A 22,938-nucleotide genomic window follows, 5' to 3' on the forward strand; every position below is an offset into this window, starting at 1 on the left:
CATGCATAAATTCGAGGTATAGCTACATATTTTAAGTTTTCACGAACATATCCCCTATCCTTTAAACAAAAAACGCATTTTAGTCGTAAAGACTCATAAACTGTCGGATTTTAGCAATGAAATGTAATGAACCTGTTACTAAAAGAATATCTTGATTATCTATTTCAACAAAATCTCGAATAAAGTCCTCCCAATCATCCGTTATCGAATAAACTTCACCGTCAAATTGAGCCTTTAAGTCCTGGATACGAGTAGCCCTTGGATGATCAAAACTTGTTAGCGTGATCGTATCAGCATGCTTACTCACATATTCCATCATCTGCTTCACTGGCTTATCCTTAAACGCCGCGAATAATACTTGCTTCTTTTTATCCGGATACCAAGCTTGGGCTGTTTCCATACAAGCTTGAATCCCTTCAAAATTATGTGCACCATCTACAATAATCGTTGGTTTATCGTGTATATGTTCAAAACGACCTGGCAAGCCTGCTTTTGCTAAGCTCTCTTTTACTTTCATGTCATCAAAATCTTCAAGAATCAGTTCAAGAGCTTTTAGGGCTATTGCTCCATTTCTGAATTGATGGGGCCCTTTCATACCGAGCACTACGTCTTCTATTATTCTAGACTCACTTGTATATGTAGATAAAGAGATCGTAAACTCGTTTTCTAAACTGAATAATGGCGCTTTTTTTTCTTGGGCTATTGTTTCAATAACTTGTTTCGCCTCTGGCTGCATAACCCCTGTTACAACAGGTACGCCCTCTTTTATAATGCCTGCCTTTTGATATGCAATCTCAGAACGTGTATCTCCGAGGAAATGCATATGATCGTATCCCACGTTTGTTATAATACTCAAGATGGGAGTAAGAATGTTTGTGGAATCTTCTCTTCCGCCCATTCCTGCTTCAAGGAGAACAATGTCTGTTTGATCTTTCATATATAATAGAGCGATCATAACAATCAGTTCAAACTCAGTAGGTCCATTTTCTTCTTGATCCATTTCTTCTACAATAGGATAGAGTTCATTAACGAGTTCTATAAAGTCTTCATCTGAAATTGGATCATTTTGAATGAAAATATGTTCTTGGATGTTTCCCATGGAAGGAGATACAAAGCTACCTACCCGTAGACCCTCGTCCATTAGAACTTGCTTTATATACGTTAGAGTAGAACCTTTTCCGTTCGTACCTGCAATATGTATAGCTTTTATAGCCTGTTCTGGATGTTGTAATTTTTCAAGCATCGTTTCCATTCGACCTAAGCCAGGACGAATTCCTAAGTTTTTTCGACTTTGTATAAAAGTTTGAGCCTCTTGAATTGATGAAAACATCTCTGGAGCCTCCTCATATGTTTCTTTTCTTACTATAGAACAAATACTGCATAGAATAAATGATATTCCTAAAATGGATAGGAATTTATTATAAAAAGGATGTTTTTTATGTTAACTGGATGGATTGTTTATAATGGCCATTTGCCAGGAGATAAGTTTTTAGATTATGCCAAATGGATACGCGATGCCGCTTCAAGAAAAGAAATGGAGATGGACGTTTATCCAAACCATCACCTACTTTCGTTGCTTGGAACCGGTAAAAGTGACATCGTAGAAAAAGATATCTTACCCGATTTTGTTGTATTTGGAGACAAGGATATTCTTCTCGCTCGTCAATTTGAACAGATGGGTGTTCCTGTGTTTAACTCTTCCTTTGCCATCGAAGCATGTGATCATAAAGGTTTGATGTATCAGCTTTTAGCTCAACACAGTATTCCCATTCCTAAGACGATTCTAGGGCCAAAAATTTTTCCTGGTACAAAAGAAATCGATGCGGAGAGCTTTCAAAATGTTTGTGAGCAAATTGGCTTTCCATTGATTATAAAGGAAGCATATGGTTCGTTTGGTGAGCAAGTTTATTTGATAAATAGCCAGGAAGAAATGTTCGATAAGCTTAAAGAAATACAAGGCAAGCCGTTTCTATTTCAAGAATTTATTTCATCCAGTTATGGACGTGACGTTCGCTTAAATGTGGTCGGAAATCAGGTGGTTACTTCTATGCTCAGATATGCCGATGATGATTTCCGAGCAAACGTAAGCGCTGGCGGTCATATGAAACCTTATGAACCATCTAAACAAGAAAAAGACTTGGCCATTAAAGCGAGCCAAGCCATCGGTGCAGATTTTGCTGGAGTCGACCTGTTGTTCGGTCCAAATGACGAGCCTATTGTATGTGAGATCAATGGAAACGCTCATATTCGTAACATATACAACTGTACAGGCGTTAATGTTGCAGATGATATGATCAACTATATCATAGAATGGTTTGCCCGAAAGGAAGACAAATAAAATGAGTAAAACCGGCTGGTTGATATACAAAAAGGAAGATGCTGACCGTAACCGTTCATTTATCGATATGTTTATTGAGGAAGCGAGAAAGCAAGGGTTAGCTCTCCATTTAAAACTTAGAGAGTCTTTCCATATAGGTGTTCAGGAGCATCAATTCGTCTGCTTTGAAGAAGGTCAAAGGATAGACCTACCTGATTTTGCTGTCGTTCGCACGATAGATCCACTTTTTACTAAACAGCTAGAGCTTTTAGGCGTGCCTTGCTTTAATTCTTCTCACGTAGCTCAGATTTGTAATGACAAAGCCAAAACGCATCAATTATTAACTCAGCAAGGAGTCCCGATGGTTGATACCCTTTTTCTAAAAGGAGAGGCCTTACCCTACATTCCTTTTTCCTTCCCACTTATCGCGAAAGACGTTCATGGAAGAGGCGGCAGGAATGTGTATTGGGTGGAAAATAAAGATGATTTACTTGAACTCCCTTTCGAACCTAAACAAGATCTTGTCATTCAAAAACCAGCCCCACAGTTAGGAAAAGATTTACGGGTGTTTGTGGTTGGAAACAAAATTGTCGGTGCCATACTTCGGGAAAACGCAAATGAATTCAAAGCTAACTACACCCTTGGTGGTTCAGCCTCGTTGTATGAACTATCCCAGGAGGAAAGGCAGCTTGTACATAAAGTTATGGCTCCTTTTGAATTTGGTATGGTAGGCATAGATTTTCTTTTCGACGAGAAAAACCAATTATTATTGAATGAGATTGAGGATGTTGTAGGGAGTAGAACCTTATATACGAAAAGCTCAATCAATATTTTGGAGTTATACGTCTCTTATATCTGCAGGAAAATAAAAACCGTTTAGACCCATAAAAGGGCTAAACGGTTTTTGTATGCTTTATGACTTCAACTCTTGAATACGCGCTTCTACTTTCTCACGTTTATCAAGGTAGTCTTTTTCTTTATCACGTTCTTCTTGAACGATGTGTTCTGGTGCTTTATCAACGAACTTCTCGTTTGAAAGTTTCTTCTGAACACGATCAACTTCTTTGTTCCACTTTTCCCATTCATTTTGAAGACGGGCAATCTCTTCTTCAACATCGATGAGACCTTCTAACGGAAGATACAGTTCTGCACCTGTTACAACAGCTGACATCGCTTTTTCAGGAGCTTGAATGTCTGCACCTATTGTTAGCTCACTTGGATTACAGAAACGGTCAAGATAGTTGCTGTTCTTTTCAAGCTCGGCAGCAATTGTATCATCAGATGTTTTAATCATAAGCTGGATTTCCTTAGACATTGGCGTATCCACTTCAGCACGAATATTACGAACAGAACGAATAATGGAAACAAGGCGTTTCATTTCTTCTGAAGCCTGCTCGTTGTGGAACTCATCACGAACCTGAGGCCAAGATGCTGTTGTGATGGATTCACCTTTTGTCGGTAGTGCCTGCCAAATTTCTTCTGTAATGAATGGCATAAATGGATGAAGCATGCGCATCGTGTTATCTAATACGTAAGCTAAGATCGAGCGAGTTGTTTTCTTCTTCGCTTCATCTTCACCGTAAAGTGGTAGCTTCGCCATTTCGATATACCAATCACAGAAGTCATCCCAGATAAAGTTGTATAGGTGACGCCCCGCTTCACCGAACTCGTATTTATCGATGTTTTTCGTTACTTGATCGATGGTTTCGTTCAAACGAGTTAAGATCCACTGATCAGCGATGGATTTTTCACCTGTCAGATCGATCTCATCGTATTGAAGATTATCCATGTTCATTAATGCGAAACGAGAAGCATTCCAGATCTTGTTCGCAAAGTTCCATGTTGCTTCAACTTTTTCCCACTGGAAGCGAAGGTCCTGACCTGGTGTTGATCCAGTTGATAAGAAATATCGTAAGGAGTCAGCTCCGTATTTGTCGATCACATCCATCGGATCCACACCATTACCAAGAGACTTACTCATCTTGCGGCCTTCAGCATCACGTACAAGACCATGAATTAATACGTCTTTAAACGGACGACGACCTGTGAACTCCAAGGATTGGAAGATCATACGAGATACCCAGAATCCAATAATGTCGTAACCAGTTACAAGTACATCAGTTGGGAAGTAACGGTTGTAGTCTTCTGCGTTTTCGTCAGGCCAGCCCATAGTAGAGAACGGCCATAATGCAGATGAGAACCACGTATCTAAAACGTCTTCGTCCTGGTACCAGTTTTCAATGTCAGAAGGTGCTTCTTTTCCTACATGAAGCTCCCCTGTTTCTTTGTGATACCAAGCAGGGATACGATGACCCCACCACAACTGACGAGAAATACACCAGTCACGTGTGTTTTCCATCCAGTGCAGGTACGGTTTTTCAAAACGATCTGGAACGAATTGAACTTTATCGTCTCCTTCTTGTAAGGCGATCGCTTCGTCTGCTAGAGGTTGCATCTTAACGAACCACTGAGTGGAAAGATAAGGTTCTACAACGGCTCCACTACGCTCAGAGTGTCCTACAGAGTGCAGGTGCTCTTCAATTTTGAATAGGATTCCTTCCTCTTGAAGATCACGAACAAGCTGCTTACGGCACTCAAAACGGTCCATACCTTGATATTTACCAGCATTTTCGTTCATTGAACCATCTTCGTTCATAATAAGAACGCGTTCTTTATTATGACGGTTTCCAATTTCAAAGTCGTTTGGATCGTGAGCTGGTGTAATTTTAACAGCACCGCTTCCGAATTCCATATCTACATAGTCATCAGCTACGATTTCAATTTCGCGACCTACGATAGGAAGAACAACCGTTTTACCGATAAGGTCTTTATAACGATCATCTTCAGGGTGCACCGCTACAGCCGTATCACCTAGCATGGTTTCAGGACGTGTAGTCGCAATCTCAATATGACCACTTCCGTCTTTTAACGGATACTTCATGTGATAGAAGTGACCTTGAACATCTTCATATTCAACTTCGATGTCTGATAACGCTGTTTTTGTGGCTGGGTCCCAGTTGATAATATATTCACCACGGTAAATTAAGCCTTTTTCATAAAGGTTTACGAATACTTCTTTAACCGCTTCAGATAAACCATCATCAAGGGTAAAGCGCTCGCGAGAGTAATCTACACCTAAACCAAGCTTCTCCCATTGCTTATGAATGAAAGATGCGTATTCATCCTTCCATTCCCAAGACTTTTCTAGGAATTTCTCGCGACCAAGATCGTGACGAAATACGCCTTGTTCACGAAGTTTTGCATCAACCTTAGCCTGTGTTGCAATACCTGCGTGGTCCATTCCTGGTAACCATAATACATCATAGCCTTGCATGCGCTTCACACGTGTGATGATGTCTTGTAGCGTTGTATCCCAAGCGTGACCAAGGTGCAACTTACCTGTTACGTTTGGCGGCGGGATAACCACTGTAAATGGCTCTTTGCTTTTGTCATTTTTCGCTTCAAAATACTTGCCCTCTACCCATTTCTGATAACGACCTTGCTCAATGGCATTCGGGTCATACTTCGTTGGCAGGGAAACTTCGTTTTGTTCCATGTTTTTGCCTCCTTATTTTTAAACGGCCATGAAGGGAAACCACGATTTAAACAATAAAAAAATCCTTTTCATCCCAGAAAAAGGACGAAAAGGATTCGCGGTACCACCTTTATTTACAAACGACATACGTCTGTCTGTACACTTCATACATTAACGGATGGACTCCGGTTTCTTCTACTATTGTTCAAAGAAACTGCATCTGGGGCGACATTCTGAGTTCAAGTGCCTAGGAACCTCTCACCAAATGGCTCCCTCTCTTTAAGGATTGTTCTCATACTCTTCCCCTTCACGGCATTTAGATATCGATTTGTACTTGTTATTTTATCCACTTTCCCTGTTAGAAGTCAATCTTTTTGCGAAACTTTTTCACTTTTGGGCTCACTCTTTGCATATGATAATAAAAATACGTAAAAATGGAAGGAGTAGGTGCAATGGGACGGTTTTATCGTTATAAACTTCCACCCTGGTGTCGCCACTGGCTGTTTATTATAGAAAAATGTACGTTACCCATCTTAATCTTCCAAATCATTCGAACTTTATTATTCCCAACCACCTTTGATGTTTTCTTACTCGGTATATTAGTAGGTTTGTTTATCGCCTTTCAGCTTGAATGGATTTAGGTTTCTTCCTGTTCTTGTTGAATATACGTACGCGTTTGCTCGAGCTGTTCTTCAATTTGTAAGGCATTATTTAAAACAAAATAAGATCGCTCGAGCTTCTGTACACGAAACGGTTGCCCACCTTCTCGGGCACCATTTACATATCGCTCGATTTGCTCCATATAATGATCAGGCTGAAGTAAGTAGATGGCCAGCAAGCTACGTTCACTATTCTTTAATGGAAACTGGTCTTCATAAGATGAGAACGTTGTTGTTATTTGATCAATAGGTGCGTCATGGTAGCGCATGACCTGCCAAAAATATGTCGTCAGGTCATGCATCGGATGATTGATTGAAGCACGTTCCCAATTTAATACATAAGGTTGATTGTCATCATATAAAAAATGAGTCGGCTTAAGATGGTTATGACTCAGAGCTTGTCGGAACGTTTTATCTTCATCAATATCTTCTAAAAAACGGTCACACCACTCTTCACTTCTTTGAAATGCATACATGACATTACGAAAATGTGTACAAACCTGTAGTTCAAAGGGTGGCATATAATGACGTTTTTCAAACTGTATAACAGCTTCCTCTAGACGTTCACGCCAGCTCTCTAATTGCTTTTTTTGATGTTCGATAAACGGTTCAAAATCTTCTCTTTTTACCGTTTCTGTATGAGATGTACGTCGATGGATCTCACCCATTGTCGAGTATAAAGCCTCAAATGGATATGGAGGAGTATCACGATGGGGTGTATCAACCCACGGCATCGCATAAAAAATCCCCATTTTGTTTCGGACAAATAGTTGCTTTTCTGAGGTCATATATAGCGGAATAAAAGATTGGATTCTATGATTTTTAGCTTGTTCATATACTTCAAGCCAATTATAGACAGTTTCATCCGTCAGCCGAGAATGCTTAACCGCAACATCACCATAATGGGTTCGAACCTTATATACTCTAGAAGTGTAAGCTTCATAATCAACCATACTTAAACCGTAGTAAGCTAACACCTCTTTTAGGACATCTTTCATACATTCTGCCCTCCCCTAATTGAAAAAGCGAGAAAGGATCCCTTTCTCGCTTATCATACTTATTGTTTCGTCGGGATATATAAAATTTGGCCAGCTGAGACATCTTCATCGCCTAATTTATTCACACGACTCAAATGCGTTGGCGGCACCTTATACCGTTGAGCGATTGTGCCAAGGGTATCTTGCTCTTGTACAATACACATCTTCATTTTGGCATAAGGCTCTTCTTCCCTTTGGAACATTGAGGTTAGATAGCGAGCATCAGGTGCTTCTTCGTCATCAGAATCCGAATCGCTCTGTTGTTCCTTAACCTCTATCTCATCTCGACTTTCTTCTTCATCGTAATATTCTGGTGATTCTTCTTCATATTCATCATCACCTTGATCTTCTTCTTGTTCTTGACCAAAGAATTCAGCAAAGGATTGAGATTTCTTTTTAAAGTTCCAGCGACCCTCTGCATCCTCTTCCTCTTCTGTTGTATCAGAAGTATCCTGCGTTGTTTCTTGAACAGGTTCTACAAACTTTTGGTCAATTGAAAAACTTTCTTCTAATTCATCTGCCGGCTCTGTTTCAGCTTCTCGTTCTTCTACCTGAGAAGCCTCATCGGTACGCTCTTCTTGTACTCCATGAATCGCTACAGTTGCATTAAGCTTTAGGTGACCTTGTTCAGGTAATTCATAATCAAACGAGTCGATACTTACCGTTACGTCTTCTAACGAGTGAATACGGTGTTTTGGAATGGAGACTTCGACCGGGAAACGATGATAAAACTCGCTCACCCCATCTTCATGTGTATCAATATTTTCGATCGTACGTTTTGATGCATGATCACGTAAGGAAAGCACTTGCGATTCTTCTTCTTGATCACTATCACCTTCAGCGCTTTCTGATTGAAAATATTCTCCTGCTAATTCAATGACACCACGAATGGACACAGTATCATCATTTTCCTGAATTGCAATATCAGGTTCTAACGAAATGCCCATGAATTCGTCTACTTCCTGTCCTCTTTTGAACCAAAGGGACTCATTCAAATGAAACGAAAATACATTCTGATCATCGTATGTCAAATCCTTTTCCTCCTTTCAATTCCATACAGGACCTCTCGATCTTTTATGTCCTTACAACTATATGAGGGAGGAAGTCCAATTATGACTAATGAACAGGGGATGGTTCTGTTTTTGGCTTTAGGGGGTGTGTAAAAAGTAGAAGTAGTTCAGCAATCTGGCAGTTATGTTGAAGACTTGAAACTGAGAGGAGTCCGTTGCTGTTGTGTAATTTGTTGCGGTCAGTGAAACGGCAAGCCTGTTGTGGAAGAAAAGCCGAGCCTCCTCGTGCCTGCGGGGTCTCGTCTTCCCTTTGTACCACGACAGTTTGCCGTTTCCTTCCCTCCACGCGATTATGGAAACTAACGGACCATAATTTAGCTTTCCTCACCTCAGATTTTTTGGAAATCATAGTAAGAGAAGTTGTTCAGACCCTTGTCATGACAGGATTATACTACTTGGAAACAGAACACCTCAGCCCTGAACTAAGGAGGTTCCGTTAATCTCCATTCGGCTAAGGTGGGCTGTGGAACGGGTTGACTCCTCCGGTAGAAAGGGCGAGCGAGATCCCGCAGGAACGAAGTGACGAGGAAGCTCGATCGGTCTTCCGGGGAAACCAACCCCCCCCACAGCCCGCCGCTCTCCACAAAAGCAACGGAACCAAACGCGCTTTATCTCGAAGCTAAGTCTTCCATAAACGGGGGCTTATGTGGAAGAAACATAAAAAACGCCCAGGGATCCCCTGGGCGTTAATGGTTTATTTCGCAATACGTGAAAATGCCTTTTCAGCAGCTTCGATTGTTTTTTCGATATCCTCATCTGTATGCTTCGTGGATAAGAATAATCCTTCAAATTGAGCTGGTGGCAAGTAGATGCCTTCTTGAATCATTTCCTGATAAAACTTCGCAAAAAGGTCCGTATCCGCTTTTTTCGCTGTATCATAATTATAAACCCCTTCACTTGTGAAGAAGAATGCAACCATTGAACCAGCGCGGTTTACGGTTAATGGAATATTGTGGTCCACTGCCGCTTTTGTAAAGCCTTCTACTAAACGATCAACTTTACGATTAATCTCATCATAAGATTCTGGAGTAAGAGCACTTAAGGTCTCATAACCCGCAGCCATAGCAAGTGGGTTACCAGATAGAGTACCTGCTTGATAAATTGGACCAGTTGGAGCGATCATCTCCATGATTTCTTTTTTACCACCATAAGCTCCAACAGGAAGACCTCCACCAATAACTTTTCCAAGACAAGTCAAGTCAGGCGTTACACCATAAAAGCCTTGTGCACTGTTGTAATCCACACGGAAGCCTGTCATAACCTCATCAAAAATTAAAAGAGAACCTTTGTCCTCTGTAATCTTACGAAGTTCAGGTAAGAAATTATCATTCGGAGGAACAACACCCATATTTCCAGAGACAGGCTCTACAATGACACCTGCTATATCATCACCGTACTCTTCAAAAGCATAACGGATGCTCTCAAGGTCATTGTAAGGCACTGTAATCGTGTTTTTAGCAATACCCTCTGGAACTCCTGGAGAATCTGGAAGACCTAGTGTTGCTACTCCTGAACCCGCCTTAATTAAAAGGGAGTCACCATGGCCATGGTAGTTTCCTTCGAATTTAATGATCTTGTTTTTACCTGTATATCCACGAGCTAAGCGTAATGCACTCATAGTCGCTTCTGTACCGGAGTTTACCATGCGAACCATTTCAATGGATGGCACACGATCAATAACAAGCTTTGCTAGATCGTTTTCAAGTGTAGTTGGTGCACCGAAGCTTGTCCCTTTTGCAGCCACTTCATTTAAACGACTTACTACTTGATCATCAGCATGACCTAAAATTAGTGGGCCAAAGCTTAGCACATAATCAATATACTCGTTACCATCAATATCATAGATTTTAGATCCTTTGCCGCTCTCCATAAATAGTGGATCCATTTCTACTGATTTAAAGGCACGTGCGGGGGAGTTCACCCCACCTGGCATATATTGAACTGCTTCCTGAAATGCTTCTTGAGATTGTTTGAATTCGCGCACATTACCACTCCTTTATTGTTGAGATAAATATTTGGCTACATCTTTTGCAAAGTACGTAATAATTAAGTCTGCTCCAGCACGTTTCATTGATGTTAGCTTTTCAAGAACGATTTCTTCTTCGTTCACCCATCCATTTTGTGCAGCAGCTTTAATCATAGAATATTCACCACTTACGTTGTAAGCAACGATTGGAAGTGGGAAGCGATCTTTCAGTTCACGCATAATATCCATATAAGAAAGACCCGGTTTTACGATTAGGAAGTCTGCTCCTTCTTCTTCATCAGATTGCGCTTCTCGAATAGCTTCTAAACGGTTTGCTGGGTCCATTTGATAAGCACGGCGATCCCCAAATTGAGGTGAGCTATGCGCTGCATCTCGGAATGGTCCATAAAAGGCAGACGCAAACTTTACTGCGTAGGACATGATTGGTGTGTTTACAAACCCTGCTTCATCTAATCCTTGACGAATCGCAGCCACAAAACCATCCATCATATTTGAAGGAGCAATGATATCTGCACCAGCTTTCGCTTGGCTCACAGCTGTTTGCGCAAGCAATGTAAGAGATTCATCGTTTACGATCTCACCATCACGTACAACGCCACAATGTCCATGATCTGTGTACTGACATAAGCACGTATCAGCAATAACCGTTAGATCTGGCACATCTTGCTTAATTTGACGAATGGCTTGTTGAACAATGCCTGTCTCACAATAAGCCTGAGAACCAACTTCATCTTTCTCTTTTGGTACGCCAAATACAATTACTGAACGAATGCCTAAACCACGTACTTCTTTCATTTCTTCAGTCAGATAATCAAGTGAAAGGTGAAATACTCCTGGCATGGATGGTACTTCTTTTTTAATTCCTTCACCTTCTACCACGAAAATGGGATAGATTAAATCTTGTGTTTGCAAGTGTGTTTCACGTACAAGTGCTCTCATAGAGTCTGTAGTACGTAATCTGCGATGTCTTTGAAATTGTAGATCTTTCATATGTATCTTATCCTTTCTAAGGGGGATTTTAACCCTCTTTGTGACGTTTTTGATAAGCTTCCAACGCTTCTATCATTCCTTCAATAGAAAATGTGTGTGGAACGACTACATGGCTAAAACCATAAGATTTTGCTTCTTGCTCAGTTGTAGAACCTATACACAAACATGGCTTAGACAGTGTATCTTCTGTTATGGCACCTTCTCCAAGAGAACAAAAAGCTCGAACTGTTGAAGGACTGGTAAATGTCAAAATATCTAGTGAATGAGATAGAAGTTCCTCTTGCAATCCATCTTTTATTTTAACATTTACATGCGTTTCATACACAGTGACTGTTTCGACCCTATGGCCCTGTTCCTTTAATTCTTGTGCTGCTGTTTGTTTGGAAAGGTTTCCTTGAACAACTAAGAGAGAAGTTTTGTCATTCGTTGTTTCTGCAAAGGATTCGCCTAGTTGTTTTCCGGTATATATATCAGGAACAAAATCTGCTAAAAAGCCGTACTCTAACAGAGACTGAGCTGTTTTATCGCCCACCACAGCAAAACGTTTCTGACTTAAATAGGATTGATCTATTTCTAGTTCCTCTAACCAATCAAAAAAATGATGAATCCCATTGGAACTAGTAAACACAATCCATTCATAATCATAAACTTGTTCCAGTTTTCGTTTGGTGGTCAGATCATTGGATCGTTGAAACACAAGAAGCGGAATTTCTATTGAAATTCCGCCTCGCTGTGTAATCATATCTGTAAAGGGCTTCGCTTGTTGTGATTCACGCGTCACAAGTATTCGCATTCCCTCTAGCGGAAGCATTATTGGTCAAGCTCCTCTTTAGCTTCTTCAATGATCTTAGCTCCGCCACGATTAATGATAAGATTCGCAGCTTCACGGCCAACTTCTACAGAATCTGTACCACGTACCTGCTCGGTTAAGATCGTCGTTCCATCTGATGTACCTACCATAGCTGTAAGGACAATTTCGTCTCCATCAAGATAAGCATATCCACCGATCGGTACCTGACAACCACCATTTAAAAGATCTAAGAATGTACGCTCAGCAATGACCGTTCGATACGTGTATTCATGGTTCAATTGATCAAGAAGACCGCGTAATTCACTGTCATCCTCACGACATTCAATTGCAAGCGCACCTTGTCCAACGGCTGGCACACATACATCAGGTTCTAAATATTCGGTAATGACATCATCTGACCAACCCATACGTTTTAAACCAGCTGTCGCAAGGATAATCGCGTCATAGTCCTCTTCCTTTAACTTCCGAAGGCGTGTGTCGATATTGCCGCGAATCCATTTAATTTCAAGGTCAGGACGAGATGCTTTAATTTGCGAACCACGGCGTAAGCTGGACGTTCCGACTATTGCACCGTTAGGAAGATCTTTAAGCAGTACATTGTCATTTGCAATATATGCGTCACGATGGTCTTCTCGAATAGGAATACATCCAATTGTTAGACCTTCTGGTGTTTCTGCAGGCATATCTTTCATGCTATGAACAGCCATATCAATTTCCTTATCATACATGGCTTGTTCAATTTCTTTTACGAACAATCCTTTTCCGCCTACTTTAGAGAGTGTGACATCAAGAATCTTATCGCCTTTGGTTACGATTTTTTTTACTTCAAAATCATATGAAGGAGCAATGCTTTTCATCTGCTCGATCACCCAATTTGTTTGAGTTAATGCTAATTGACTTTTTCTTGTACCTACGACAATTTTGCGCATCGAAGTGCCTCCTGACCTTTATAGAAAGTGAAAGTTTGACAATGTGCCAAATAAAAAGAAATTTACAAGTAAAAATAGAAATGCGCCTGTGTTATAAAGAGCCATCGTTCTTCCTTGATACCCTTTCACAACACGCATAAATAAATAAACTAAGTACACCATTAATACGATAATGGAACCAACTGTTTTTGAATCAATGATATACACCGTATCTCCTGAAATATACCCCCATACAAAACCTAATAATATGGCAATGAGAAGTAAGGGCACTCCAAGTACCACAGCGATATATGATAACCCATCTAATTGTCCTAAATCCCCTAAACGCATTAAACGTTTGCTCCATTTTTTCTCTTTTAATAAACGATATTGTAGTAAATACATCACGGAAAAAATACAAGAGAAAGTGAAGAAACCATAGGATACCATCGCTAGAGTGATATGGGTTACAAGTAATTCACTCACAAGGCGAAGCGCTTGTTCTGTGGCATCATGCTGTGCTCGTGAGAAAATGTGTAGCATCATCATGAAAAATCCTAAGACATTCGTGAAGAACACAAAGAAATCCACGCGAAACAAACGGTTAATCACTAATGAAAATGTTACGAGTATCCATGAGTAAAAATAGAGTCCGTCATAGATTGTGGCTATCGGAAAATTCGAATTCAAAAGCATCTGGCTCAATAAAAAAAAGGTTTGTAGAACCCAAACCATAGAAAGTAACCAGAAGGCAATACGGTTTGCCTTCCGGTTATTTTGAATAAAATCTATAAAATAGCCGATCAAACTTAAACAATAAACCATAATAATGAGTTCATAAAGCCATTTTAATTCGAACATAAAGGAAATTCCCCTTTTAATTAGTTACGTTTGGAGCAGTCTGAAAGGATAATTTCCCATCGCTGTCCAGGATGGCTTTTTGACTTTTCGCTTGTTGTTTTTGCAGTTCTTGCTGAACCTCTTCTTCAATACCAAAGATCTGCTTAAACATCTCTAATTGCTGTTCAGCATTGGGCTCAGCTGCATATTCTTTAGCTTGAAGAATAGGCTGCTTAAGCATTTGATTGATAATACTCTTCGTGTGTTTATTCAGTACTTTCTTTTCACGCTCAGTTAAGTCTGGCATTTTTCGTTCAATGCTTTCCATCGTTTCAGATTGGATATTGAGCGCTTTATTGCGAAGTGCTGAAATTACCGGCACGACACCAATCGTTTGTAACCACTCTTTAAACGTTACAATTTCTGCTTCAATCATCAATTCAATGGCCTCTGCTGCTTCTTTACGAGCTTCAAGGTTTGCATCTACAATTCCTTGTAAGTCATCGATATCATATAAGAAAACAGAATCAAGGTCATCAAGTGATGGATCAAGATCCCGTGGAACCGCAATATCAACAAGGAACAGGGGACGTCCTTTACGCTTCTTATGCACAGATTGCAAGGACTCTTTCGTAATCACATAATCACTTGCTCCTGTTGAACTAATCAGTATATCAGCTGTTTCTAATGTTTCATTTAAGTCTTGCATGGATTTAGCCTGTCCATTAAACTCAGCAGCAAGCTCTTGCGCTTTTTCATAAGTACGATTCACAACCGTTACCTTTTTCACACCAGAACCGTGCAAGTTTTTCGCTGCAAGCTCGCCCATTTTTCCAGCACCAAGAATGACAACATGTTTATTTAACAGGTCGCCAAAAATCTTTTTCGAAAGTTCAACGGCAGCATAACTTACAGAAACCGCATTTTCCCCGATTTCTGTTTCTTTATGGGAACGTTTTGCTAACGTCACCGCTTGCTTAAATAGTTGATTAAACATTGTGCCTGTCGTATTCGCCTCTTGAGCCTGTAAGAAGGACTGCTTCATTTGGCCAAGAATTTGCGTTTCTCCAATGACCATAGAATCAAGGCCACATGTGACTCTAAATAAATGCTCTATAGCTCCATCCGCTTCATACATAGAAAGGAATGGAGAGAATTCTGCTTTATCAATCTGAAACCAATCAGCTAAGAACTGCTTAATGTAATAACGACCTGTATGAAGTTGATCGACCACAGCGTAGATTTCTGTGCGATTACAGGTTGAAATAATTACATTTTCTAGCACACTTTTCTGATGGTTGAGGGATTTCATAGCTTCCGTCACATCATTCTCAGAAAATGTAAGCTTTTCACGAATTTCAACAGGGGCCGTTTTATAATTTACACCGACAACTAATACATGCACAACTTCACACCCCCAACAAACTTAAACCTTCATTCTTTTTTATCATCTTGTTTCATTATAACATGGGAACGTAGCCCTTTTTTATAAAAAATGTGAACAGTTATTGAAACGTTATGGTACGATATAGCTAAATGTATGTTGATCTATCCTTATAAATAATACCGTTAGTACCTTAACATAACGTACCATTACAATCAAGAACACCGTTTTCATCACAGCAGGATAGGAGGCCCTCTTTTGAAAAAACAACACACCTTTACTGGCATTTTACTGATCGGAATTGGTGCATATTTCATGTTGAAAGAACTAGAAATCCCAATTATTACAAATTTTTATTCTTGGACAACCATTCTAATGATTATTGGTGTTGCGCTACTTCTACATAGCTACATTGCCAATGAATATGAAACCATCTTTATTGGAGCCATATTGTTGGGCTTAGGTGTCCATTTCCATGGCATGCAAACCTATAGTTTTTGGCTTGACCACTGGGGAATGTATCCATTAATCATCGGAATAGCCTTTCTTTTGCGATATCAAAAAACGAAACACGGTCTGTTTCCCGGACTCATACTAGTCATTATTGCACTTTTCGCCATGTTTGTATCCAATAAGCCTGAATGGTTTTACTGGGTAACGGTTTTTGTAAACTTCATTGAAACATTTTGGCCACTGATTCTAATTGCGATTGGTTTATACATATTATTGATCAAAAAGAAATAAATTATTAATCTTTATGGAACGCCTGGTCCTTGACTAGGCGTTTTCTAATGCAATTTTTGATCAAAAAACCCCCCCTTACCATCAAAGGAAAGGGGGAGTTCATTTCTAATTATTTAAGTGTGCATAGATAGCTTTCCATGCATCATCTTTTCCTTCACCTGTTTCGGCAGAGAAAGGAATTACTGTATCTTCTTCTTCAAGCTCTAAGACTTGGATAATACGCTGTAAGTGCTTGGCTCTTTGACCTCGTTTAATTTTATCTAGCTTTGTAGCAATAACGGTTACAGGTAGGTCAAAGTGTTTCAAAAAGTCGTACATCATCACGTCATCATTCGTAGGATCATGACGGATATCAATAATAAGAACGGCCATGTTTAAGTTTTCGCGTTCTGCGAAATACTCTTCCATCATCTTGCCCCATTTTTCTCGTTCCTTCTTCGATACTTTTGCGTATCCATAGCCAGGAACGTCCACAAAGTAGTAAGCATCGTTAATCTTATAAAAGTTTAACGTTTGAGTCTTACCAGGCTTGGATGACGTACGTGCTAAGGCCTTACGTTGAATAATCTTGTTAATAAATGAAGACTTCCCCACATTCGAACGACCTGCCAGAGCAATTTCTGGCAGGGGTTCAGTTGGATATTGCTTCTTACTAACGGCACTTATGACAAGCTCCGCCTGATTGACTTTCATGATTTCTCCTCCACTAATGCATGCTTTAATACTTCGTCTAGATGTTCAACCGGGATATACTTTAATCCTTCACGTACACTTTCCGGAATGTCCTCTAGATCTTTTTCATTTTCTTTAGGCATGATCACCGTTGTTAGACCTGCTCGGTGAGCACTCAGTGATTTCTCTTTTAACCCACCAATCGGTAGAACACGTCCTCGAAGTGTAATTTCCCCAGTCATACCTACTTCTTTTCGCACAGGGCGTCCTGTCAGAGAGGACACAAGTGCTGTAGCCATTGTTATTCCTGCTGAAGGACCATCTTTTGGAGTCGCCCCTTCTGGAACGTGAATGTGAATATCATTGTTCTCACTGAATTCTGGATCAATGTTTAATTCTTCTGCTCTTGAACGAATGTAACTGAAGGCAGCTTGAGCGGATTCCTTCATTACATCGCCAAGCTTCCCTGTTAAGGTTAACTTTCCTTTTCCAGGGTACATTGAAACCTCAATAGAGAGTGTATCTCCACCTGCTGTTGTATAAGCTAATCCGGTAGCTGCTCCAATTTGGTCCTCTGTTTCAGCTTGTCCATAGCGGAATTTAGGCTTACCTAACAGTGTTTCTAATTGTTTTTCCGTCACAACAACACGCTTTTTCTCATCAGAAACAATAAGCTTAGCAGCCTTACGACATAAGGAGGCAAGTTCACGCTCTAAACCACGAACACCTGCTTCACGTGTATATTCACGAATCAACTTGAGTAATGCTTCCTCACGCACTTGCATATGGCTCTTCTTTAAACCATTCTCTTTAACCTGCTTAGGCAGCAAATGCTCTTTTGCAATATGAAGTTTTTCTAATTCCGTATAACCAGCGATTGAAATGACTTCCATTCTGTCTAACAATGGTCCAGGGATGGTTGCCATGTTATTCGCAGTGGCAACGAACATGACGTTGGATAAGTCGTATGTTTCTTCAATAAAGTGGTCGCTGAAATTACTGTTTTGTTCCGGGTCTAATACTTCTAGCATCGCAGAAGATGGATCTCCACGGAAGTCACTCGCCATTTTATCAATTTCATCTAGAAGAAACACAGGGTTGATCGTTTCTGCTTTCTTCATCCCATTGATAATTCGACCTGGCATTGCCCCTACATACGTACGACGGTGTCCGCGAATTTCAGACTCATCACGAACGCCTCCCAGAGAAGCTCTAACAAAATTTCTATTCATAGAACGTGCAATTGATCGAGCTAGAGATGTTTTCCCGACACCAGGAGGCCCTACTAAGCATAAAATAGGCCCTTTAATGGACTCTGTAAGTTTTTGAACAGCTAGGTATTCAAGAATACGCTCTTTTACTTTTTCAAGACCATAGTGATCTTCATCTAATATATCCTCTGCACGCGGGATATCCAGGTTGTCCTCTGTTTCTTCCACCCACGGCAGTGCGATAAGCCATTCAATATAGTTACGAATAACAGAGCTTTCAGCTGAACTGCTTGGGATCTTTTCATAGCGTTCTAACTCTTTAAGAGCTGTTTCTTCAACACGCTCTGGCATATTAGACTCGTCAATCTTTTCTTTCAATTCTTGAACTTCACCAGATTTTCCGTCTTTATCGCCAAGTTCTTTCTGAATCGCCTTCATTTGTTCACGCAAGTAATATTCTTTTTGTGTGCGCTCCATAGACGTTTTGACACGCTGACTAATCTTTTTCTCCAGATGAAGTACTTCTTTTTCATTATTAATAATATCGATAATGTGCTGTAGACGCTCTTTTACATTCGCCATTTCAAGAACTTTTTGCTTATCCTTTATCTTCAATGACAAATGAGATGTAACAATGTCTGCTAGACGTCCTGGAATCTCGATATCTTTAACAGAAGCAAGGGTTTCATCACTTATCTTTTTCGAGACTTTTATGTACTGCTCGAATTGTTGGAGAAGATTACGCATAAGTGCTTCCTCTTCAACTTGATCTCCATGCTCCTCATCAAGATTTTGAATCGCAACTTTGAAGTATTCCTCTTCATCTAAATGCTCTTGGATCTCTGCGCGGTTAAGCCCTTCCACTAAAACACGAATCGTTCCGTTTGGGAGCTTGAGCATTTGTTTGATTTTCGCTAACGTACCAATTTTATAAATATCTTCTTCCCCAGGCTCATCAACACTTATTTCCTTTTGGGCAGCAAGAAAAATGAAATTATCTTCTACCATTGCTTTTTCAACGGCGTTAACAGATTTATCTCGACCCACATCTAAATGCATAACCATCGAAGGGTAAACTAAAAGACCACGTAATGGTAGGAGGGGGATGTGAATGATATTATTTTCAGCCATAATTCTGACACCTCCATATGTATGCCATATTCCCTATTACAAGAAGAATTGAGCGGACTCGAACATATTGTAAACAGATTATCTAAAAAACATGAGCGAATCTGCCTATATGTGATTCATTTAATATCCTGTGAGCTTACTCATAAATCTTGCATGTGATATGGTTCTTTAAAAGTATAATGAAAACAAAAATCTTTGTAAAATGTTTCATTTCTCCTAGGTGGATTCATGAAATTTGTTCAAGTCAGCTTTAAGGCGTTAAAACTGACTTGAACTCCTTCTTACAAACTTTGTGATCGATTTTGAAAAATTCGTTTTTCTTTCAATAATGATTGAATATCTCCTGCTAAACTTAATGTTAACGCTTCTTGAATGTGTTTAACAGGTATTATTTGGATCCCTTCAATCTTTTCAAACATCTCTTGTTTATTGTCATGTGGAATAAGGACTTTCTTCGCTCCAGCTCGTTTAGCAGCTTTTACTTTAGCCATTACCCCACCAACAGGTTTAACATGTCCATGAATACTAATTTCACCTGTAAGAGCTACATCTTGCCTAACCGGAATTTTGTTAATAGCGGAATAAATCCCTAAGGCCATTGCAACACCTGCCGAAGGACCATCGACCGGTACTCCACCAGGATAGTTAACATGAATATCATATTCATGAGCAGGAACGCCTAATGACCTTAATACCGTTAACACATTTTCAATAGAGCCTTTTGCCATGCTTTTTCGGCGAATCTGTTTGCTTTGATTGCCAATGCTTTCTTCTTCTGCAATCCCTGTAATGTTAATTGTACCTTGTTGATTTGTCGGAAGAACGGTCACTTCAATTTCTAATAATGCACCAGAATTCGGACCAAATACAGCTAAACCGTTTACTACGCCAACTTGGTCTTCCGCAAATACCTTTTTCTCGTATCTTGGCTCTAATTGTGAAGCGTCGACTACCCATTCAATATCAGCTTGTGTAACGGTATCACGCTCTGCTTTTTTAGCAATACCTGTAGCGATTTGAATCAAGTTTACGGCTTCACGACCGTTCCGAGCATACCCTGCTAAAGCTTCTAATGCTTTTTCTTCGACATTGAACTGGATCTTCTCAGCTGCTCGCTTCGCAACTTCAATCACTTCTGATTGTTCAAGGCCTCTGAAGAACACCTCTAAACAGCGTGAACGGATTGCTGGAGGGATTTCTTCAGGAGTACGTGTTGTGGCTCCAATAAGTCTAAAGTCAGCAGGAAGCCCTTTTTTGAATATCTCATGGATATGTAAAGGAATTTGCTGATTCTCTTCACTATAGTATGCACTTTCAAAATAGACTTTGCGATCCTCTAATACTTTTAACAGTTTGTTCATTTGAATCGGATGAAGCTCTCCAATTTCATCAATAAAGAGCACTCCGCCATGAGCATTTGATACAGCCCCTTGTTTGGGTTGCGGGATACCCGCTTGTCCCATTGCACCGGCACCTTGATAAATTGGGTCATGAACAGAGCCAATCAGAGGATCTGCAATGCCTCGTTCATCAAAACGTGCAGTTGTTGCATCAAGTTCAACAAATACAGCATCTTGCTTAAATGGTGATTCTACGTATTGTTTAGCTTCTTCTAAGACAAGCCTTGCTGCAGCTGTTTTCCCTACCCCTGGAGGTCCGTACACAATAACATGTTGGGGGTTCGCACCACATATAGCGGCACGTAACGCCTCAATCCCATCTTGTTGTCCCACAATATCTTTAAAGGAACGAGGACGTACCTTTTCAGATAATGGCTCAGATAGTGAGATTTGTCTCATTTTACGTAGTTCACTTAACTCTTTTTTTGATTCACGGTCAATTGTTACTTTTTGTGTTCGTTGATTCTTTAGTAAGTTCCAAAAATAAAGCCCAATAACAACCCCAAAGAACAATTGGACAAAAAGGGCAATACCAGCTAATGACATGAAGATTCCTCCTGTACCTATGCGAGCGCGATCAAAAAGTGGTAGTAGAATAACTACTATTCCATAACTTTTCGAACAACCTCAATAATCTTATATGTTATCAGCTAGTATCTCCTCAATTGTCCACATTAAACACAACTCCACTAAGAAAACAACACACCCTCTAAGATGATGAATGTTGTGGACTGTCTTCCTCTCTAAAACAAAGAAATCCTACCAAACATGGGTAGGATTTCTTTAGGTTGATTGCCCCTTATTAGGAACCTTTTAAAGATACCTTTATTTAAGCACTTTCTTTAGGTGTTTCATTTTCATCTTTAACTGTACCATCACTTAAGACAAGCTTTGGACGACCGTTGTCTTTTGTAACTGTATCACTTGTGATAATACATTTTTCAATATCTTCACGAGATGGTAATTCGTACATTACATCTAGCATGATGCTTTCAATAATGGAACGAAGACCACGCGCACCTGTCTTACGTTCAATTGCTTTGCGTGCAATTTCACGTAATGCTTCCTCTTCAAACTCAAGCTCAACTGAGTCGATTTGGAATAGCTTTTGATATTGTTTTACTAATGCGTTCTTCGGTTTCGTTAGAATTTCAACAAGAGCATCTTCATCTAGTGGCTCAAGTGCACCGATAACAGGAAGACGACCGATGAACTCAGGAATAAGTCCATAACGTAGTAGGTCCTCTGGAAGTACTTTCGTTAGAGCTGTACCTTTATCTAGATCCTCTGCACCTGGGTCTTCAGAACCGAAACCAATTACTTTCTTACCTAAACGACGCTTAACGATTTGTTCAATACCGTCAAACGCTCCACCCACAACGAACAACACATTGGAAGTATCGATCTGGATGAATTCTTGATGAGGATGCTTTCTACCACCTTGAGGAGGTACACTTGCAACCGTTCCTTCTAGAATTTTTAGAAGGGCTTGTTGTACACCTTCACCAGAAACGTCACGTGTAATAGATGGGTTCTCAGATTTACGAGCAACCTTATCAATTTCATCAATGTAAATGATACCTTTTTCAGCTTTTTCAACATCATAATCAGCTGCTTGGATTAGTTTAAGCAAGATGTTCTCAACATCTTCACCTACATAACCTGCTTCTGTTAGAGATGTTGCGTCTGCAATAGCGAAAGGTACATTTAAAATACGTGCTAATGTTTGTGCTAGTAATGTTTTACCACTACCAGTTGGTCCAAGCATCAAGATGTTACTCTTAGAAAGCTCAACATCATCTGATTTCTGGCCTGCATTAATACGTTTATAGTGGTTATAAACTGCCACAGATAAGGATTTCTTTGCCATATCCTGACCAATGACATAATCATCTAGTATTTCATTGATTTCCTGAGGCTTTGGAACCTCTTTGAATTCCACTTCCTCTTCGCTTCCAAGTTCTTCTTCAACGATTTCTGTGCAAAGTTCAATACACTCATCGCATATATATACGCCAGGTCCAGCAACTAATTTGCGGACTTGATCTTGTGTTTTTCCGCAGAAAGAACACTTCAATTGTCCCTTCTCTTCGTTAAATTTAAACATGTTTTCACCTCACAAAGTATATGGTACCTAATCTATACATAGTCACAAAAGAGCGTGCTCAAAGTAACACTCCAATTGATTTAGGAGCTTTTGTTACCATGGGTCATGTGCAACAGAAGTTCTTCTGTTAGTTTA

General features: G+C 40.0%; 18 protein-coding genes and 1 other annotated feature. Of the genes, 4 read left to right on the top strand and 14 right to left on the bottom strand.

The features are described from left to right. Positions 1–79: 79 nt before the first annotated feature. Complete coding sequence (locus tag H514_RS0121660) at positions 80–1,330, bottom strand: bifunctional folylpolyglutamate synthase/dihydrofolate synthase (protein ID WP_027448850.1); 1,251 nt, start codon at positions 1,328–1,330, stop codon at positions 80–82. 108 nt (positions 1,331–1,438) lie between these two features. Between H514_RS0121660 and H514_RS0121665 the strand changes: the two genes are divergently transcribed. After that, positions 1,439–2,338 carry an ATP-grasp domain-containing protein gene (locus tag H514_RS0121665; RefSeq protein ID WP_027448851.1) on the top strand — a complete coding sequence of 300 codons (900 nt, stop codon included), beginning with the start codon at positions 1,439–1,441 and terminating at the stop codon, positions 2,336–2,338. A 1-nt stretch (position 2,339) separates the two neighbouring features. Continuing rightward, a complete protein-coding gene (locus H514_RS0121670) occupies positions 2,340–3,197 on the top strand; it encodes an ATP-grasp domain-containing protein (RefSeq protein WP_027448852.1) in 858 nt (285 codons plus the stop codon). A gap of 33 nt (positions 3,198–3,230) precedes the next feature. On the opposite strand, the gene H514_RS0121675 is transcribed toward H514_RS0121670, so the two are convergent. After that, positions 3,231–5,873, bottom strand: a complete 2,643-nt coding sequence (locus H514_RS0121675; RefSeq protein WP_027448853.1) for a valine--tRNA ligase — start codon at positions 5,871–5,873, stop codon at positions 3,231–3,233. A 77-nt stretch (positions 5,874–5,950) separates the two neighbouring features. Next, positions 5,951–6,172, bottom strand: a binding site (T-box leader). Positions 6,173–6,304: 132 nt separating this feature from the next. On the opposite strand from H514_RS0121675, the gene H514_RS0121680 reads away from it, so the two are divergent. After that, entirely contained in the window at positions 6,305–6,493 is a 189-nt protein-coding gene (locus H514_RS0121680; RefSeq protein WP_027448854.1) for a hypothetical protein, read from the top strand. Here H514_RS0121680 and H514_RS0121685 read toward each other — a convergent pair. The 8 genes from H514_RS0121685 to hemA all read right to left on the bottom strand — a co-directional run bounded on the left by H514_RS0121685 (position 6,490) and on the right by hemA (position 15,559). Beyond that, positions 6,490–7,509 carry a phosphotransferase gene (locus H514_RS0121685; RefSeq protein ID WP_027448855.1) on the bottom strand — a complete coding sequence of 340 codons (1,020 nt, stop codon included), beginning with the start codon at positions 7,507–7,509 and terminating at the stop codon, positions 6,490–6,492. The genes H514_RS0121680 and H514_RS0121685 overlap by 4 nt on opposite strands. Positions 7,510–7,568: 59 nt before the next feature. Further along, positions 7,569–8,579, bottom strand: a complete 1,011-nt coding sequence (gene spoVID, locus H514_RS0121690; protein ID WP_027448856.1) for a stage VI sporulation protein D — start codon at positions 8,577–8,579, stop codon at positions 7,569–7,571. A 733-nt stretch (positions 8,580–9,312) separates the two neighbouring features. Further along, entirely contained in the window at positions 9,313–10,602 is a 1,290-nt protein-coding gene (hemL, locus tag H514_RS0121695; protein WP_027448857.1) for a glutamate-1-semialdehyde 2,1-aminomutase, read from the bottom strand. Between the two features lie 12 nt (positions 10,603–10,614). After that, entirely contained in the window at positions 10,615–11,595 is a 981-nt protein-coding gene (hemB, locus tag H514_RS0121700) for a porphobilinogen synthase (protein WP_027448858.1), read from the bottom strand. Between the two features lie 28 nt (positions 11,596–11,623). Beyond that, complete coding sequence (locus H514_RS0121705; protein WP_027448859.1) at positions 11,624–12,406, bottom strand: uroporphyrinogen-III synthase; 783 nt, start codon at positions 12,404–12,406, stop codon at positions 11,624–11,626. Further along, a complete protein-coding gene (gene hemC, locus H514_RS0121710) occupies positions 12,406–13,335 on the bottom strand; it encodes a hydroxymethylbilane synthase (protein WP_027448860.1) in 930 nt (309 codons plus the stop codon). The genes H514_RS0121705 and hemC overlap by 1 nt, the downstream gene beginning before the upstream one ends. A gap of 18 nt (positions 13,336–13,353) precedes the next feature. Continuing rightward, positions 13,354–14,175 carry a cytochrome C assembly family protein gene (locus H514_RS0121715; protein ID WP_027448861.1) on the bottom strand — a complete coding sequence of 274 codons (822 nt, stop codon included), beginning with the start codon at positions 14,173–14,175 and terminating at the stop codon, positions 13,354–13,356. Between the two features lie 16 nt (positions 14,176–14,191). Beyond that, complete coding sequence (gene hemA / locus H514_RS0121720; RefSeq protein WP_027448862.1) at positions 14,192–15,559, bottom strand: glutamyl-tRNA reductase; 1,368 nt, start codon at positions 15,557–15,559, stop codon at positions 14,192–14,194. Positions 15,560–15,796: 237 nt separating this feature from the next. Here hemA and H514_RS0121725 point away from each other — a divergent pair, with 237 nt between their 5' ends. Then, positions 15,797–16,282: a LiaI-LiaF-like domain-containing protein gene (locus H514_RS0121725; protein ID WP_027448863.1), complete on the top strand. Its 486-nt coding sequence runs from the start codon at positions 15,797–15,799 to the stop codon at positions 16,280–16,282. A gap of 105 nt (positions 16,283–16,387) precedes the next feature. Here the strand turns inward: H514_RS0121725 and yihA are convergent, their stop codons facing one another. The 4 genes from yihA to clpX all read right to left on the bottom strand — a co-directional run bounded on the left by yihA (position 16,388) and on the right by clpX (position 22,803). Further along, entirely contained in the window at positions 16,388–16,975 is a 588-nt protein-coding gene (gene yihA / locus H514_RS0121730) for a ribosome biogenesis GTP-binding protein YihA/YsxC (protein ID WP_027448864.1), read from the bottom strand. After that, entirely contained in the window at positions 16,972–19,296 is a 2,325-nt protein-coding gene (lon, locus tag H514_RS0121735; RefSeq protein WP_027448865.1) for an endopeptidase La, read from the bottom strand. Before lon ends, yihA begins: the two co-directional genes overlap by 4 nt. A gap of 281 nt (positions 19,297–19,577) precedes the next feature. Continuing rightward, positions 19,578–21,242, bottom strand: a complete 1,665-nt coding sequence (gene lonB, locus H514_RS0121740) for an ATP-dependent protease LonB (protein ID WP_027448866.1) — start codon at positions 21,240–21,242, stop codon at positions 19,578–19,580. Positions 21,243–21,525: 283 nt separating this feature from the next. Next, positions 21,526–22,803, bottom strand: a complete 1,278-nt coding sequence (clpX, locus tag H514_RS0121745) for an ATP-dependent protease ATP-binding subunit ClpX (protein WP_027448867.1) — start codon at positions 22,801–22,803, stop codon at positions 21,526–21,528. Between the last annotated feature and the right edge of the window lie 135 nt (positions 22,804–22,938).

The sequence above is a fragment of the Pontibacillus marinus BH030004 = DSM 16465 genome, assembly GCF_000425225.1.
GTDB classification, from domain to species: Bacteria; Bacillota; Bacilli; order Bacillales; family BH030062; genus Pontibacillus; species Pontibacillus marinus.